The following is a 15467-nucleotide window of genomic DNA, read 5'->3' as shown; positions in this document are numbered from 1 at the left end:
ATGGACTGGTGCAACCTATCGGCAATCGGTGTCCGAGGAGGAGCCGCCAGATGTATGGAGCAGGTTGGCCTGTCGGCCGGATTGCCAAGAAGATCGGACAACGGTGAGCTATGCGCCGAAGCGGGCATGGGGCGAGGCTGCCGACGCGACGGGACCTGCGCGTGACCCCACGACGGCCTACCTCGTAACCTGCTGGGGTCCCGTCACCCGTTCGTCGTCGGAGGCCACCGTGACCGAGCCGATCGGCTCCTTCGGAGGTCTGCGGCTGATCTCCGGGGCGGCCGTCGCGGAGGTCCCGATCCGGGCCGCGGTGGACGCCCTGGCGGCCGCGCTTCGCGAGGGGCTCGACCCGGAACGGGAGACACCCCGCTCGCGGGTGGCCACGCAGGCCGGCGAGCTGCTGGTCATGCCCGCCACGCGGGGCGGGTACACCGGCTGCAAGCTGCTCACCAGCACCCCGGACAACGCCGGCCGGGGCCTGCCGCTGATCCAGGGAGCGTTCGTCCTGTTCGAAGGACCGGGGCAGCGGCCGGCGGCCCTCATCGACGGCACCGCGTTGACGAACCTGCGTACCCCCGCGGTGTCCGCACTCGCGGTGCGGCACCTGCTGCCCGCGACGGCCGGCGCGCCGCTGCGGCTGACGGTGTTCGGCACCGGTCCGCAGGCGCGTGCCCACGTCGCGGCGATGCTCGCGTTGTACGAGATCAGCGAGGTCGCGCTGGTGGGCAGGGACGGCCCGCGGCGCGAACGGCTCGCGGCGTGGTGCGACGGCCGGGGCGTGCCGGCACGCCTGTTCGATCCCGGCTCGTGCACGGAGGCGGTGACCCAGGCGGACCTCATCTGCTGCTGCACCAGCGCCGCCACGCCGCTGTTCGACGGCGCGCTGGTGAAGGCCGACGCCGTCGTCGTGGCGATCGGTGCGCACTCGCCGCACCATCGCGAGGTGGACGACAGGCTGGTCGCCCGCTCCCGGGTCGTCGTCGAGTCGCTCGCCGGCACCCGGCGCGAGGCGGGGGACATCGTCATTCCGCTGTCCGCCGGCGTCGTCCGCGCCGAGGACCTGTATCCGCTGCGGGACCTGGTGACCGGTCGCACGCGGCTGCCGGCCGGCGGACCACGGCTGTTCAAGGGGGTTGGCATGCCGTGGCAGGATCTCGTGGTCGGCGTCGAGATCTACCGCGCCCACCTGGCCGGGCGGTCCCCGGCCCGGCCCGCCGCGTTGGCCCCTGACGTCACGGAAGCCGATCGCCCGCCGCCCGCATCAGGCGGGACCACCGGGAGCTGGTGATCCCGCCTGGCCGACGAGAGGGCCGACGACCCGTTGCGCTTCCGTAGCCGCTAGGCCGGGACGACGGTGAGTCGGGGGCCGGCGGGCCGGGGCGTGCCGGCGAGGCTCAGCAGCGTCTCCCCGGAGGCGTCGTCCACCACGGCGACGCGCACCGCGTCCGGCTCCGGGTCGGCCAGTGGCACGGCGAACACCGCGGTCACCGGACGGCCCTGGTAGTGCGCGGCGTGCCCGACGAAGCGCCAGTCGCCGTCGTCCCAGTGCTCCCGCACGTCGGAGCGGAGCAGCGGCGCCACCCGCCGGTAGGCGTCGCTGAGCTGGATCTGCTGCACGGCGGCGAGCAGGGGTACGCCGGAGCCGCCCCGCAGCGGGTGGGTGAGCCAGGCGCGCAGCCGGCGCAGCGGCAGCAGCCAGGCCGCGTCCAGCTCCGGCGAGAGCGCCACCACCAGCGCCAGTTCGGCGAGCAGCACCGCGGCGCCGGCCAGCGGCCGCGCCGCGAGCGCGGTCCACCAACCGCCGGCGGCCAGGCCGGCGAGGACGCCCGCCGCCACCAGGAGGCCGGCCCGAGCCAGGCTGCGGCCGGAGACGGGGATCGGTTGGGCGCTCAGGCAGCCGCAGGAGGAGGTCGGCGCCACTCGGCGGGCGTACGTGAGGTAGGCGAGGAAGCCGACGGCCAGCCCGGTCGCGGCGATCGCCTCCAGCCGCAGCGCGGGTGGCGCCAGGAGCAGCGCGCCGAGGGTCAGTTCCACGCCGCCGAGCACCCGGTACGCGGGCAGCGCCCGGTCCTGCCCGATCAGGCGGACGAGCGCCGAGCGGTTGGCGGCCGCGGCGGCGCGCCGGCTGAACAGCTTGACGCGCGCGGACCAGATCAGCACCGCACCGAGGACCAGCGGTTGCAGCGCCGCGAGTACTTCGATCATGGGTTCCTCCAACGGGTTGTCCGGCGGGCGGCACCCGGGCGGTACGCGGCGGCGCACCGCCCGGGGGTAGTGCCGGTCAGGCGGCGGCGTAGACGGTGGCGATGCTGATCTCGTTGGTGTCCGGGTGCCAGGCACCGAGCACCTGGACGTGCCGGCCGACCCGCAGCAGGGACATGTCGCTGACCGCCGGGGTGCCGTTGTAGACCGCGGCGGAGCGGCCGGGCACCACGTGCGCCACGATCCGCTGGCCCTTGTGGTCGAGGTGCAGCATGTTGCGGCCGACCGACGCGATGTGTGCGTGCAGGTTGACGATGTTGACCCACACGGAGTCCGCGGCGAGCGTGCCGTCGGGCAGCCGGACGCCGCGGGCGTAGAGCCCGTCGCCGACGGCCACCTGGTCGAACGTGGTCGGGTGCAGCTTCCAGATGCTCGTGCCGTTGGTGATCCGGATCGAGTGCAGGACGGTGTCCGAGCCGGTGACCAGCAGCATGTTGCCGGAGATCTTGCTGATCCGGCCCTCGGCGAAGTTCGGGTCCGGGGCGCCGGGTTCGACGGTCACGGCCTCGGCGGCGAAGGCCGCCTCGGGGGCGAGCGAGCCGAGGCCGGTGGCGCCGACGAGGCCACCGAGCGCGGCGGTGGCGAGCAGCCGGCGGCGGTTCAGGGACTGGTTCATGATGCCCTCCCCCTCAGACGATGTCGACCGACACGGGCCGCAGCCCGGTGGAGAGACTGGCGATCGCGCTGTACGCCGCGGGCGTCAGGTCGATGATGCGGTTGGTGCCGCAGGCCGAGCCGCAGCAGCTGCGCTCGCCGCACCAGAGGTCGGTCTGCGGACCGCAGTCGGCGATGGTGGTGCCGACCCGGAGGCCGCTGCAGAGGTTGGTGGTGTAGTGCCGGAAGCCGCAGGTGCGGCGGGACAGTGACATCCCGCACGTGTCCGGGCGGGTGATGGACCAGCATGCGTCCGAGGCGTTGGGCCACGCGTGCTGGTAGTTGCCGGACTTGCAGGTGCCGCAGGCGCCGCCGCCCGTGGTGCCGCACGGGCCCCACGCGCTACCGCAGCAGAACCACGACATCTCGCCTGTCACAGCTGCCATGGATACCTCCCTCTCGAGGTGCCGATCGACAACGACAGCCGTCGATATTGATGGCGATTGTTGTGTTAAAAATCACCGAAGTCAACGGCTTGAGGGAAGATTTCCTACGTGCGGCAGACGTGACGCGGCCGGAGGCCCGGGGTCACCGAACCCCGGGCCTCCGGCCGGTTCGTTCTCGTGTTGTCGCGCTCACCGCGGAACCGCGACGGCGCCTCCCGTCAGGTCATGCCGCATCGTTGCCCGGCAGCCCCGCTACCGGGGCTCCGGCTGGGGGACCTGCTCGTGCGGGCCCGGGTCCCGCTGGCGGAGTAGTTGCCGATCGCGCTGCTGGGGCGGACGGGGCGGCTGGCTCGGCACCGCGAGCGGTTCCGGGCTGCCCGGCCGGATCGGGCGGCCGGACGCCGCCAACGCGGTGAGGCGCCGGCCCAGCACGGGCGCGCCGAGCAGGTCCACGAGGCTGCGTACCGCCTGCCGCCGCGAGGGCATGAACCAGAGGAAGAACCCGGCCCGCATCAGCCAGCCCAGCCAGCCGGTGACCTGCACCCCGTACAGCTCGACGGCGCCCCGGCCGACGCCCAGGCTCGCCGCCTGCCCGAGGCCCCGGTAGGTGAACCGGCGGGGTGTCCGGCCGCGCAGCGTCGCCGCGATGTTCCCGCCGATCCACCCGCCGTGCTTGATCGCCCACAGCGCATTGGCCGGGCAGGGCTCGCCCTTGACCGGATGCACCAGGTGGGCGTGGTCGCCACCGGACCACACCCGCCCGTCGCCGCCACGGACCCGCAGGTAGTCGTCGGTGACCAGGCGGCCGTGGCGGGACTCCAGCGACTCCGTGCCCGGCACCGGGGCCACCGCCTGGCCCAACGTCGACACGACCAGGCGGCTGGCCAGCACCGACCCGTCGTCGAGGTGGGCGCCGTCCGCGGCGACCCGCACCACGCGGGTGTCCAGGTGCAGCCGCACGCCGGCGCGCACGAGCTGGCGGTGCGCGTACCCGGCCAGCCGGGCGAACCGGGGACGCAGCTGCGGCAGCAGGTCGGGACCGCCGTGCACGAGGTGCACCTGCGGCTCGACCTCGCGCAGCACCCGGTAGCGAGGGCGCAGGCTGCGGAAGACCTCGGCGACCGTGGCCGACATCTCCACGCCGGTGAAGCCGCCCCCGACGACGACCACGCTGAGCAGTTCCCGTCGGGTCTGCTCGTCGGGGCTCGCGTCGGCCAGCTCCACCTGCGTCAGCAGCCGCTCCCGCACGGCCGCGGAACCGCCCGGGTTCTTCAGCGACCAGCCGTGCTCGGCCAGCCCCGCCACCCGGGCCAGGTCGTCGTGGCTGCCGCAGCCGACGACCAGGTGGTCGTAGCGCAGCGTCAGCGTCTCCCCGGCGGCGCCGGCCAGCGCCACGGCGACCTCGCGGCGGCCCAGGTCGACGTGTTCCGCGGTGCCCCGGAGCAGCCGCGCCCGCGGGCAGGTGGTCCGCAGCGGGCTCCGCTCGTGCCCCTCGGCGATGAGGCCGCCGAGCACCTCGGCGGTGAAGCCGTGGTACGAGTGGTAGCCGAGCGGGTCCACGAAGACGAGCTCCACGTCGCCCCGGCGCAACTGCCGGCCCAGCCGCCGCCGTAGCGACTTGTACGCCCACACCGACGTGTAACCGGCGCCGAGCAGGACGATCCGGGTCGGATCGGCCGGCCGCGGCGCGGCGGCCGGCGCGGGTGGGGCCGAGTGGGCGGGCGTCGCCCGGTGCCGCCCCGGCCCTCGGCGGCGCTGGACGTTGTCGAGGTACCAGCGGGCGTAGGCGGTGATCTCGGCGTCGGGGAACGGCATCCGCCCCGCGTCGGTCCGACCCAGCGCCTGGTCGCTGTTGACCCGGTCGAAGAGCTTCTCGCCGACCAGGTACGAGCGGTAGAACTCGATGCCCTTGGCGAACGCCCGATCGGTGTCGTCCAGCTCGGACGGGTCGCTGACGTACTCCGGTTCCGGCAGCCCGGCCAGCGCGAAGATCCGCCTGAGCACGTCGCCGGCGGCCGGCGGAGTCGAGTTGGTGAGATGGAAGATCCGTTCCGGGCTGCCCGAGGCGGCGATGCCGACCAGCTGCTCGACCAGCACGTCGACGGGGATGAAGTTCAGCGGCGTACCCGGATCGACCAGCATCCGCACCGGCCGGTGCAGCCGCTCCGGCGCCCGTACCGACAGGCTCTGCGCGAAGGCGGCGAGCCGGCGCTGGAAGCCGTACATCCCGGTGTAGCTGCCGACGACCGCGCGGGTGGCGCGGTGGCCGACCACGATGCTGGGCCGCAGGATGCCGGTCGCCGTCCCGGCGTGGCCGTGGACCAGCGCCTCGGCGGTGGCCTTGCTGCGCTCGTAGGCGTTGTTGTTGCTGTCGGGCGCGATCAGGCGCTCGCTGATCACCCCGTCCCGGGTGCCCGCGACATAGGCGGTGCTGACGTAGTTGAACGACGCGGCGCCGAGCCGGTCGGCGAGGTCGAGCGCATGCCGGGTGCCGTCGACGTTGGTGGCGAAGATGTCCGCCGCGGCGGACTCCTCGTAGCGCAGTGAGGCGGCGCTGTGCCAGAAGCCCGCGATCGGGCCGTGGATCGGCTCCAGCAGCCCGCAGTCCGGCCGGCTGACGTCGCCGGCGACGGCTCGCACCCGCCCGTCGAGGTCGACGCGTCGGTCGTAGGCGCGCGCCGCCGCGGCCAACAGGCCGCGCAGCCGCGCGTCGGGGTCCTGCGCACCGGGCCGCACCAGGCACACCACGTCGTCGTCGGTACGCTGCAGCAGTTCCAGGACGAGCGCCAGTCCGACGAAGCCGGTGCCGCCGGTGACGACATGTGTTCTGTTCACAGTGAAGCCCCCACCGCAGAAGGTTGTGAATACCGGCGAAGTTAGGTGCGGGTACGGGGCGAGTCGCGCTCTTGTCGGACAGCCGCCAGCCGTCCTGGCCGAACGGCTCGCTCTCGATCGCCCCGAACGGCCCGGCGTCTCCGCCGAGCCGGCCGGACGTCGGCACCAACGGGTGAGTGCCTGGCCGGACGCGGCCGACAGGACATGAACGTAGACAGATATCGATAGAATCGCTAGCCTCCCTCCCACCCGTTGGTGAAGGAGGACCTATGCCCCGTCTCCGGATCGCGCTCGGTGTCGCCGCCGCGGCACTGCTCGGCGCGAGCATGCTCACCAGTCCCGGCGTCGCCCAGGCGGCGCCATCGGCCGACGTGACCACCGCCGTCACCGCGAAGCTGCTCCAGCAGGCCACGAAGGCGGAGCCGGCGCTGCGCGCCGCCGACGCGTCGGACACCCGGGTGAACATCACCCGGCGGGCCGGCCAGCGCTGGGCCTTCGGCACCGCCGTCGTGGTCGCGCCGCACCAGGAGGGCGCGTACCCGGCCGGATGGCTGTTCGTGGCCCGGGCGCAGGACCGCGGCTGGCAGATCGCCTTCGACGGCGAACCGGCCTTCGCCGAGCTGGCCGCGGCGGCGCCCGCGGCGGTGGTCTCCGACCGCGAGAAGCAGGTGTTCACCGCGGTGACGCCGATGTACGCCGGCGGCGACTACCGCACCGGCATGCGACTGCCGTACGGAATCGGCCAGTCCTGGTACCTGACCGGCGGACCGCACGGCTGGGGCGGCAGCGAGAGCCCGTGGAGCTCCATCGACCTGTCCGGCGGCGACCAGGTCGTCGTCGCGGCGCGCGGCGGCACCGCGTACACGATGTGCCAGGGCTGGATCCGGGTCATCCACGACCGGGGCTACTCCACCGACTACTACCACCTGTGGAGCAACATCAACGTCAATGGCGCGGGTGTGGGCGAGGGCGCCTACCTCGGCTACACCGGCACCGACGTGACGTGCGGCGGCGCCGCCAGCGGCCGGCACGTGCACTTCGGTCTGCGGCAGAACAGCGCGTACGTGCCGATCGCCGGACACAACTTCGGCAAGTGGGTCATCATGAACGGCGGAGCGACCTACCAGGGGTACGCGCTGCACGGCTCAGCCCAGGTGAACGTGGGCGGGGCGCTCTACAACTACGGCGCGCTCGGCTTCACCCAGGGCGTGGTGGACGCCAACGGAGGCGGCTCGGTCAACAAGCGCTCCGGGCCGGGCACCGGGTACGCGGTCGTCGGGTCCGTCGGCGACGGGGCGACCGTGAACATCGCCTGCTCGGCGAACGGCACCACGCACAGCGGCCGGTGGGGCACCACCTCGCTGTGGAACAAGCTCACCGACGGCACCTGGGTCTCCGACGCCTACCTCTGGACCGGCGTGAGCGGCACCGTCAACGGGTACTGCTGACCGCCGGGCCGTGGGCCACGGTCGTCGCCAGGGCGACCGTGGCCCCGGCCCGCCGTGGCGGCGAAAGCCGGACCGGCGCTGGCACGACTCGACCCGACGGTGCGTAGCTCATCGCCCGCACCGTCGGGTCGCAGGCCTCGCAGGCAGTTACCTTCCCGACACAACCTGTCGCTTGCCGCCGCCGGCACATAGATTCCGTAGCGGACTGACCACGGGGAGGCGCATGTCGATGGGTGCGATGCTGGAACCAAGTCTGCGGCCGGAAACCCGGCCTGCGGTCACCGGCCCCACCAACGGGCCGGACCGCGTTCACTGGAAGGGTTTCCTCCGACTCGCCCGGCTCCGCTTCCTGCTCTACAACCTCCTGCCGGTGGGCCTCGCGGTGGCGGTCGCGGTGCACCAGGGTCACCCGCTCGACATCACCTGGTACGCGGTCGCCCAACTGTTCGCGTGGACCGTCCACGTGATGACCCACTACTGCAACGAGTACTTCGACCTCGAGGCCGACCGCGCGAACGTCTACTTCACCCCGTGGACCGGCGGCAGCCGGGCACTGGTGGACGGGCTGGTCGCACCCGTGGTGTCGCTCGGCGCCGCGTTCGTACTCTTCAGCGTGTCCACCCTGATGGTGGCGATCATGCCGTCCGGGCAGGCGCGCCTGCTCGCCACCGCCGCCGTGGTGCTGGCCTGGTTCTACACCGCCCCGCCGGTGCGGCTCAACTACCGGGGCGCGGGAGAGTTGACCGTCGCCGCGATCCTCAACGGACTCTGGCCGGCCGTCGCGGTGGTGCTCCAGACCGGCACCGTACCGATGCTGCTGCTCGCCGTGCTGGCACCCACCGCGGTGCTGCAGGTCGCCCGGATGATGGTGATGAACCTGGGCGACCGCCGGTCGGACGCGATGGTCGGCAAGCGCACCCTGCCGGTCATCGTCGGCTACCAGCCGGCGGTGCGCCTGATCGTCGCCGCGCAGCCGATCGCGTACGCGATGCTCACCGCCTTCGCGCTGCTCGGCTGGGTACCCTGGCTCGTCTGGATCGCCATGGCCGCCACCGCGCCACTCTCGGTCTGGCTCGTCCGGCAGTTGCGTCGCGGCGCGATGCGCGACCTCGACGCCACGCGGATGACGCCGGTGGTCTTCTGGGCCTCCAACCACGTGTCCCTGATCGTCGCGGCGGCGATGCTCGGCGTGATCCTGGACGCGGCGCGGCACTCCGCCGACACCGGCGCACTGGCCGTGCTCGGCGCCGTCCTCGCCGGCTACCTGGTCCTGTTCGCCCACCGCCTGTGGTTGGCCCGCCGCGCGTCGGCCACGGCGTGAGCAGACATCACGTCTGCCGCATGACCGCATCACCCGGACCGATCACGTGGCCTCAGTGGCCCGGGACGGCGGCGGGTGAGCGCGGGCTGAACTCAGCCGGCGGGCACACCCGGCCGTCCCGCATCGCCACCGTCCGGTCCGCCAGGTGCAGGTACTGCAGATCGTGGGTGACCATGACGGTGGCCAACGGCTGCTCGTGGGTGATGTCGCGCAGCAGGGTGACCACCGCCTCACCACGCTCATGATCAAGAGCGGAGGTGGGTTCGTCGACCAGGAGCAGGGCAGGGTCTCCCATCAACGCGCGGACGATGCCGACCCGTTGGCGTTCCCCGCCGGAAAGCTGGTGGGGACGCTTGTCCGCCTTGCCGCCGAGGCCCACCCGATCGAGCAGCCCGCGGGCGCGGGCCTCGGCCGAGCGCCGGGATGCGCCGGACAGGTGTGCGACGAGCAGGAGCTGGTCGAGGGCGGTGAGCGAGGCCAGCAGGTTGGCCTGCTGGAAGACGAATCCGATGCGTTCCCGGCGGAGCCGGTCACGACCCTTCTGATCAAGCGCGGTGACGTCGGTGTCCGCGATGCGTACCGTGCCGGATTCGGGCCGGGTCAGGGCGCCGGCGACGGCCAGCAGGCTGGACTTGCCGGACCCGGACGGACCGGTCACCGCCACCAGTTCACCTCCGGTGACCCGCAGGTTGACCGCGTCGAGAGCGACCAGGCGGCGGTCCCCGTCGGGGTAGGTGAGGCGGACGTCGGTGAGGGCCAGAGTCATCGGGCTGCTCCCAGGGCGGTGAGCGGGTCGACGGTGCTGACCCGGCGGACGGAGAAGGCGGCGCCGAGCGCGCCGACAGCGAGCATCGCCGCGAGCGGGACGGCAACCGTGGTGGTGTCCAGGACGAACGGCACGACCTGGGCGGCCACCACACCCAGACCGGCAGCGGCGCCGGCGCCGACGGCGGCGCCCACCAGCAGGACGATCCCGGCCTGGGCGAGGGCGTCGCGCAGCAGGTAGCCGCGGCCGCCGCCGAGCGCCCGGACCACGGCCAGATCGGTGCCGCGCTGCATGGTCCAGACGGTGAAGAAGGCGCCGACGACCAGGGCGGAGACCGCCAACAGCAGGCCCCGCATCAGGTTGAGCGAGCCCTGCTCGGAGGCGTAGCCGCCGACGGCGGTGAACGCCTCGTCACGGCTGACCGTCGTGAGGCCGGCGGGGTCGGCAGCGGCGTTGACCCCGTCGTCACGGGTGGCGGCCACGGCGGTGATGGCCTCCGTCCGCGCCAGGCGCTGCCAGGTGTCGATCGGGGTGTACACGACAGGCAGATGGTTGAACGAGGTGGTGGCCACGATCGCCGTCACCGTGACCTGCTGACCGCCGACGGCGACGGTGTCGCCGACCGACACCGACTGCGCCTCGGCCAGGTCGGCGGTGAGGGCCACCTCGGCCCCGGCTGGTGCCTGACCTTCCCGCAGTGCCGGGTACAGCGCGGGATCGCCGCCGAGCAGCGCCACCGTCGCGGCGCCGCCGTCGGCTTGCAGGCGGGTGGTCGACGCGCCGAGCGGCCACGCGGCGGTCACCCCTGGCTGCGCCGCCACGGTGGCGACCGCTTCCGCCGGTAGGCTGCTGGTGGCGAAGGACACCTGCTGACCGTCGGCCGGCCGCTGGAACGAGATGTCGTCGACGGGGAGCGCCGCCACGGCCGACACACTGGCCGCCCCCAGTCCCGCGGTCAGCCCGGTCAGCAGGATCACCATCAGTGTCATCAGCGCGATGACGGTGCCCAGGAGGGCGAACCGGCCCCGGGCGAATCGAAGGTCACGTACTGCGATGAACATGCCGCAAGCCTTCCCGCCAGCATCGGCGGTGCCCTCGCACGAGGGCTGGGACCTGCGGAGACGAACGAGGCACGGCTGAACCCGTCGAAAGTTGGAGGCCGAGCCGCCCGGCGGCCACTACGGTCGACAGGGTCATGGATCACCAGCAGCCGCGTGTCGCGGCGGTCACGCTGACCCTGCTCCGTCGGGCCGAACACGTCCTGTTCGTCGCACTGCTGCTGGTCGGCGCCGTACGCGCCGCACGGTCCGGCCGTCCACCCGTCGGTGTGCTGATCACCGTGGTGGCCGTGGTGGCCCTCTGGTACCTGCTGGGCGTCGTACTGGCCCGGCATTCCCGGCGACCAGCGGTGGCCGGGCTGTGGTTCGCCGGGCTGACCGCCGGCTGGATCGGGCTGGCCGCGTTGTCGGTGGACTTCGTGTGGCTGGCGTTCGCCCTGTTCCTGCTGGCCATGCAGCTGCTCCCGCGGGTGGTCGGGCCGGTGGTCGTCGCGGGGTTGGCGGCGGTGGCCGTCGCCGCGTTCTCGCTCCACGAGGGAAGGCTGAGTGTTCCCGCGGTGCTCGGCCCGGTCATCGGCGCCGGGGTGGCCATCGTGATCATGACCGTCTACCGCGACCTCCGGGAGCAGAACGAGCTGACCACGCAGCTGCTGGCCGACCTCACCGCCGCGCAGGGCCAGCTCGCCGCCGCCCAGCGCCGCGCCGGCACGCTCGCCGAGCGGGAACGGCTCGCCGGCGAGATCCACGACACCGTCGCCCAGAGCCTGTCCACGATCATCCTGCTGGTGAAGTCGGCCGCCGGCCGCTGGCCGGACGCCCCGATGGCCGCCCACCACCACCTGGACGCCGCCGTCGAGGCCGCGCAGTCCGCGCTGGAGGACACCCGGCGGCTCCTCCGCTCCCTCACCCCCGCCCCGCTGGCCGGCCGGCCGCTCACCGAGGCCCTCGGTCACCTGGTCGACGACAGCCGCCGCCTCGGCCTCGACGCCCGCGTCACCGTCGACGGCCTTCCCTACGCACTGCCCACCCCGGTGGAGGTCGCCCTGCTCCGCGCCGGGCAGGAGGCCATCGCCAACGTGCGCGCGCACGCCGCCGCCGATCGGGTGGACCTCACCCTCACCTACCTGCCCGGGACGGTCAGCCTCGACGTCGTCGACAACGGGCGCGGGTTCGACCCCGACCAGCCGCTCACCTCGACGACCGGCACGGGTCTGGGCCTGGCCACCATGCGCCGCCGACTCGCCGCCGTCGGCGGCACCCTCGTCGTCGAATCCGCTCCCGGACAGGGCACCGCGATCAGCGCCTCCATCCCGACGGAAGGGGAAATGCCGTGACCCGCGCGCCCCGTCCTGCCGACCAGATCCGCGTCCTCATCGTCGACGATCACCCCATCGTCCGTCGCGGGCTGCGCGCGGCACTGGACGCCGATCCGGGTATCACCGTCGTCGGGGAGGCCGCCACCGGAGCCGACGCGATCGCACAGGCCGAAGCCGCCACTCCTGACGTGGTCCTGATGGACCTGCACCTGGGTGCGGGGATCAACGGCGCGGAGGCCACCCGGCGGATCCTGGCCCACGCCCGGCCACCACGCGTGCTGGTGCTGACCACCTACGACAGCGACGCCGACATCCTGCCCGCCATCACCGCGGGCGCCACGGGATACCTGCTCAAGGACACCGAACCCGACGACCTGCTGGCCGCCATCCGCTCCGCCGCGGCGGGCGAGACCGTGCTCGCCCCCGCCATCGCCACCCGCCTGGTCACCCGCGTACGCACACCCGGGCGGGCACTGACCCCACGCGAGATCCAGATCCTGCAGCTGGTCGCCGAGGGCCACAGCAACCAGGGCATCGCCCGGGCCATGTTCATCACCGAGGCCACCGTCAAGTCCCACCTCGTCCAGGTGTTCAGCAAGCTTGATGTCGACAATCGCACCGCCGCGGTCGCCGAGGGCCGCCGCCGCGGCGTCATCCGGTAGCGATGCGGGCCATCGGTCACCGGTCCCGCAGGGACGGATCGGTACGCAGGTAGGTGAGGACCGCCAGCACCCGCCGGTTGGTGTCGTCGCTGGGCGGCAGGTCGAGCTTGGTCAGGATGTTCCCCACGTGCTTGCCGATCGCCGCCTCGGTGACGTGCAGCCGCGCTGCGATGGCCGCGTTGGAGTGGCCCTCGGCGAGCAGCGCGAGCACCTCGCGTTCACGGGCGGACAGGGCGGCGAGCGGGTCGCGAGGGCGGTGCAGCAGATGCCGGACCACGTCCGGGTCGATGGCCGTGCCGCCGTCGACGACCCTGCGCAGGGTGCCGGCGAACTCGGCGACGTCGGCCACCCGGTCCTTGAGCAGGTAGCCGACGTGCCGGCCGTCGCCGCTGTCGAGCAGCGCGGAGGCGTACTCGGTCTGCACGTACTGGCTCAGCACCACGACGGCCAGGTGCGGCCGCTCCGCGCGGAGGGCGACGGCCGCGCGCAGGCCGTCGTCGCGGTGGTGGGGCGGCATGCGGATGTCGGTCACGAGCAGGTCCGGCTGGTGCGTGCGGACCGCGTCCAGCAGGTCCGGTGCCGAACCGACGGCGGCGACCACCTCGAACTGGAACCTGGTCAGCAGACCGACGAGGCCCTCGCGGAGGAGGACCTCGTCCTCGGCGAGCACGACACGGGTCACCAGCGGCATGGCAGCTCCACCCGCACGAGGGTAGGGCCGCCGGTCGGGCTGGCGAGCAGCAACCGCCCGTTGACCGCGGCGACCCGGTCGGCGAGCCCGGTCAGGCCGGTGCCGCGGGTCGGATCGGCGCCGCCGCGGCCGTCGTCCTCGACCTCCACGACGAGGTGGCGGTCGGTCTGGGCCAGCCGTACCTCGGCCCGGGTCGCGTGGGCGTGCCGGGCGACGTTGCCCAGCGATTCCGACACCACGAAGTAGGCGGTGGTCTCCAGCAGTTCCGGTACCGGCCGGGTGAGGTCGGCACGTACGTCGACGGGGATGGTGGCCTCACCGGCCAGTTCCCGGACGGCGCCGGCCAGGCCGAGCTCGGTCAGGTTCTGCGGGCGGATGCCCTGCACGATCTGCCGGATCGTGACCATCAGGTCCTTGGCCTGTTCGTGCGCGACCGCGAGGGGCCGGGCGGCGGGTGAGTCCTCGGGCACGTCGAGCCGGGCCAGCCCGAGTTGCAGGGTGAGGCTGGTCAGCCGGGGCTGCGCGCCGTCGTGCACGTCGCGTTCGATGCGGCGGCGTTCCGCCTCGTACGCGTCGACCAGGCGGGCCCGGGAGCGGGTGACCTCCCGCAGCGCCGCCCCGTCGTCGGGCGGCCCGCCGAGCAGCCGTCGGGCCAGCGCCGCCTGGACGGCGACGAGCAGCCCGGCCAGATACCACAGCACCGGAATGAGGAGGAGGCCCACGATCGCGTACGGGATCGCCTGGCGGGCGGTGTCGACGGTGCTCCAGACCACGACGACCTGGTCGGCGTCGTCGGCCAGCCAGGGGCTGGCGATCAGCGTGAGGTCCAGCAGGGCGAGCAGCGTGAGCAGCCAGTACGCGATCGGCACGACCCCGCCCAGGAAGAAGGCGTACGCGACCTCCCGCCAGGCCGCGGCGCTGGTGTAGCGGGCCGCCAGGCCCCGGATGCGCTGCCCGGGCAGGGGGCGCGGGTCGACGACGCCGAGCCGCCACCGCTCGAACGCGGTCACCGGGATGCTCGCGATCGGGGCGAGCGCCAGCATGGCGAGACCGGCGACGGTGAGGAACAGGACGATGGGCAGCCCGACCGGGCGGCCCTGCCGGGCCGCGTTGACCACCGCCAGCAGCGGCGCCCCGACGACGAGCAGCCCGACGGCCAGCACGCCGGCGATCGGCACGGTGGTGACGGCGTACGCCAGGGCGCGCCAGGGCCATGCGGAGAGCAGGTAGTCCCGCCGGCGAAGCGCGTCCGCCAGGTGCGATGGTCTGTCCAAGGTCATGCCGGAGACGCTAGCCAGGCGGAGAGGCCCGGCCCAGCCGGCTGGATCCACTCCTCGGGTATGCCCAGCCCTACCCGACATTGACCTACTGAGCCCAGTGCGGCGCCCGCTGCGGTCCGGTGAAGTGGCCGCATGCTTATCCATCGTCTGGCCTCGTACAGCTGGCTGCTCGCCACACCGCTGTTCCTGGCCGCGAACGTGATCACCGGGCTGGCGTGGCGGCAGCCGCGGTTCAGCTGGGCCGACAACAACATCAGCGATCTGGGCAATGTGACCTGCGGGGTGTGGGACACCACCCGTCCCCGCCAGGTCTGCTCGCCGTGGCATGCGGCGATGAACAGCGCCATGATCGTCACCGGTCTGCTGCTCGCGCTCGGGGTCCTGCTCACCTGGTCGGCGCTCGGCCGCGGTGCCGCCACCCGGGCGGCGCAGCTGCTGACCCTGGCCGGCGCGAGCGGGTACGTGCTGGCCGGGGCGTATCCGGCGGACGTGGACGAGAACAACCACTTCCTCGCGGCACTGCTGATCTTCGTACTGGGGAACGTCGGGATGCTGGTGGCGTCGCTGGCCCGGCGGTCGCCGGTCCTCGGCGCGATGCGGGAGGACAGCCTCGCGCTGGGGCTGACCGGCCTGGCCGGCACGGTGCTGTTCCTGGCCCAGGTCGATCTCGGCTTCGGCGTCGGCGGCATGGAACGGGTGGCCGTGTTCCCGCTGCTGGCCTGGACCGTCGTGGTCGCGGTGCGGCTCACGCGCACGTCGGCGGGGACCGGTCGGCTCCTATGCTGACC

Annotated in this window: 14 protein-coding genes; 6 read left to right on the top strand and 8 right to left on the bottom strand. The window is 73.2% G+C overall.

Translation table 11 applies throughout. The features are described 5' to 3' along the window. Positions 1-229 precede the first annotated feature (229 nt). Positions 230-1288 carry an ornithine cyclodeaminase family protein gene (locus ACY34I_RS00705; RefSeq protein WP_462751410.1) on the top strand — a complete coding sequence of 353 codons (1059 nt, stop codon included), beginning with the start codon at positions 230-232 and terminating at the stop codon, positions 1286-1288. A gap of 50 nt (positions 1289-1338) precedes the next feature. Here the strand turns inward: ACY34I_RS00705 and ACY34I_RS00700 are convergent, their stop codons facing one another. The 4 genes from ACY34I_RS00700 to ACY34I_RS00685 form a co-directional block, all read right to left on the bottom strand. Further along, entirely contained in the window at positions 1339-2205 is an 867-nt protein-coding gene (locus ACY34I_RS00700; RefSeq protein ID WP_462751408.1) for a MauE/DoxX family redox-associated membrane protein, read from the bottom strand. Between the two features lie 76 nt (positions 2206-2281). Then, positions 2282-2878, bottom strand: a complete 597-nt coding sequence (locus tag ACY34I_RS00695) for a cell wall protein (RefSeq protein WP_462751406.1) — start codon at positions 2876-2878, stop codon at positions 2282-2284. Between the two features lie 13 nt (positions 2879-2891). Further along, positions 2892-3302, bottom strand: a complete 411-nt coding sequence (locus ACY34I_RS00690; protein ID WP_148798481.1) for an RlpA-like double-psi beta-barrel domain-containing protein — start codon at positions 3300-3302, stop codon at positions 2892-2894. A 252-nt stretch (positions 3303-3554) separates the two neighbouring features. Further along, on the bottom strand, positions 3555-6137 hold the full coding sequence (locus ACY34I_RS00685) for an SDR family oxidoreductase (protein WP_462751404.1): 2583 nt from the start codon (positions 6135-6137) through the stop codon (positions 3555-3557). 269 nt (positions 6138-6406) lie between these two features. Between ACY34I_RS00685 and ACY34I_RS00680 the strand changes: the two genes are divergently transcribed. Then, positions 6407-7585 carry a peptidase M23 gene (locus ACY34I_RS00680; protein WP_462751402.1) on the top strand — a complete coding sequence of 393 codons (1179 nt, stop codon included), beginning with the start codon at positions 6407-6409 and terminating at the stop codon, positions 7583-7585. Between the two features lie 238 nt (positions 7586-7823). Next, positions 7824-8906, top strand: a complete 1083-nt coding sequence (locus tag ACY34I_RS00675; RefSeq protein WP_462751400.1) for a prenyltransferase — start codon at positions 7824-7826, stop codon at positions 8904-8906. Positions 8907-8958: 52 nt separating this feature from the next. Here ACY34I_RS00675 and ACY34I_RS00670 read toward each other — a convergent pair whose 3' ends face one another. Both ACY34I_RS00670 and ACY34I_RS00665 read right to left on the bottom strand, forming a co-directional pair. After that, positions 8959-9672, bottom strand: a complete 714-nt coding sequence (locus ACY34I_RS00670) for an ABC transporter ATP-binding protein (RefSeq protein WP_462751398.1) — start codon at positions 9670-9672, stop codon at positions 8959-8961. Beyond that, on the bottom strand, positions 9669-10733 hold the full coding sequence (locus ACY34I_RS00665) for an ABC transporter permease (RefSeq protein ID WP_462751396.1): 1065 nt from the start codon (positions 10731-10733) through the stop codon (positions 9669-9671). Before ACY34I_RS00665 ends, ACY34I_RS00670 begins: the two co-directional genes overlap by 4 nt. A 134-nt stretch (positions 10734-10867) precedes the next feature. Here ACY34I_RS00665 and ACY34I_RS00660 point away from each other — a divergent pair, with 134 nt between their 5' ends. Together ACY34I_RS00660 and ACY34I_RS00655 are read left to right on the top strand one after the other, a co-directional pair. Then, a complete protein-coding gene (locus ACY34I_RS00660; protein ID WP_462751394.1) occupies positions 10868-12064 on the top strand; it encodes a sensor histidine kinase in 1197 nt (398 codons plus the stop codon). Continuing rightward, complete coding sequence (locus ACY34I_RS00655; RefSeq protein ID WP_462751392.1) at positions 12061-12708, top strand: response regulator; 648 nt, start codon at positions 12061-12063, stop codon at positions 12706-12708. Before ACY34I_RS00660 ends, ACY34I_RS00655 begins: the two co-directional genes overlap by 4 nt. Before the next feature lie 16 nt (positions 12709-12724). Here the strand turns inward: ACY34I_RS00655 and ACY34I_RS00650 are convergent, their stop codons facing one another. Together ACY34I_RS00650 and ACY34I_RS00645 are read right to left on the bottom strand one after the other, a co-directional pair. Continuing rightward, entirely contained in the window at positions 12725-13399 is a 675-nt protein-coding gene (locus ACY34I_RS00650; RefSeq protein WP_462751390.1) for a response regulator transcription factor, read from the bottom strand. Continuing rightward, positions 13387-14679, bottom strand: a complete 1293-nt coding sequence (locus ACY34I_RS00645) for a sensor histidine kinase (protein ID WP_462751388.1) — start codon at positions 14677-14679, stop codon at positions 13387-13389. The genes ACY34I_RS00650 and ACY34I_RS00645 overlap by 13 nt, the downstream gene beginning before the upstream one ends. A gap of 132 nt (positions 14680-14811) precedes the next feature. Here ACY34I_RS00645 and ACY34I_RS00640 point away from each other — a divergent pair, with 132 nt between their 5' ends. Then, positions 14812-15465, top strand: coding sequence for a DUF998 domain-containing protein (locus tag ACY34I_RS00640; protein ID WP_462751386.1), 654 nt, complete (start codon positions 14812-14814; stop codon positions 15463-15465). Positions 15466-15467: the final 2 nt, after the last annotated feature.

The organism is Micromonospora sp. RTBAU3-60, from assembly GCF_054963695.1.
The sequence above is the reverse complement of the archived record's forward strand: the minus strand, read 5'-3'. Positions and strand labels throughout refer to the sequence as shown.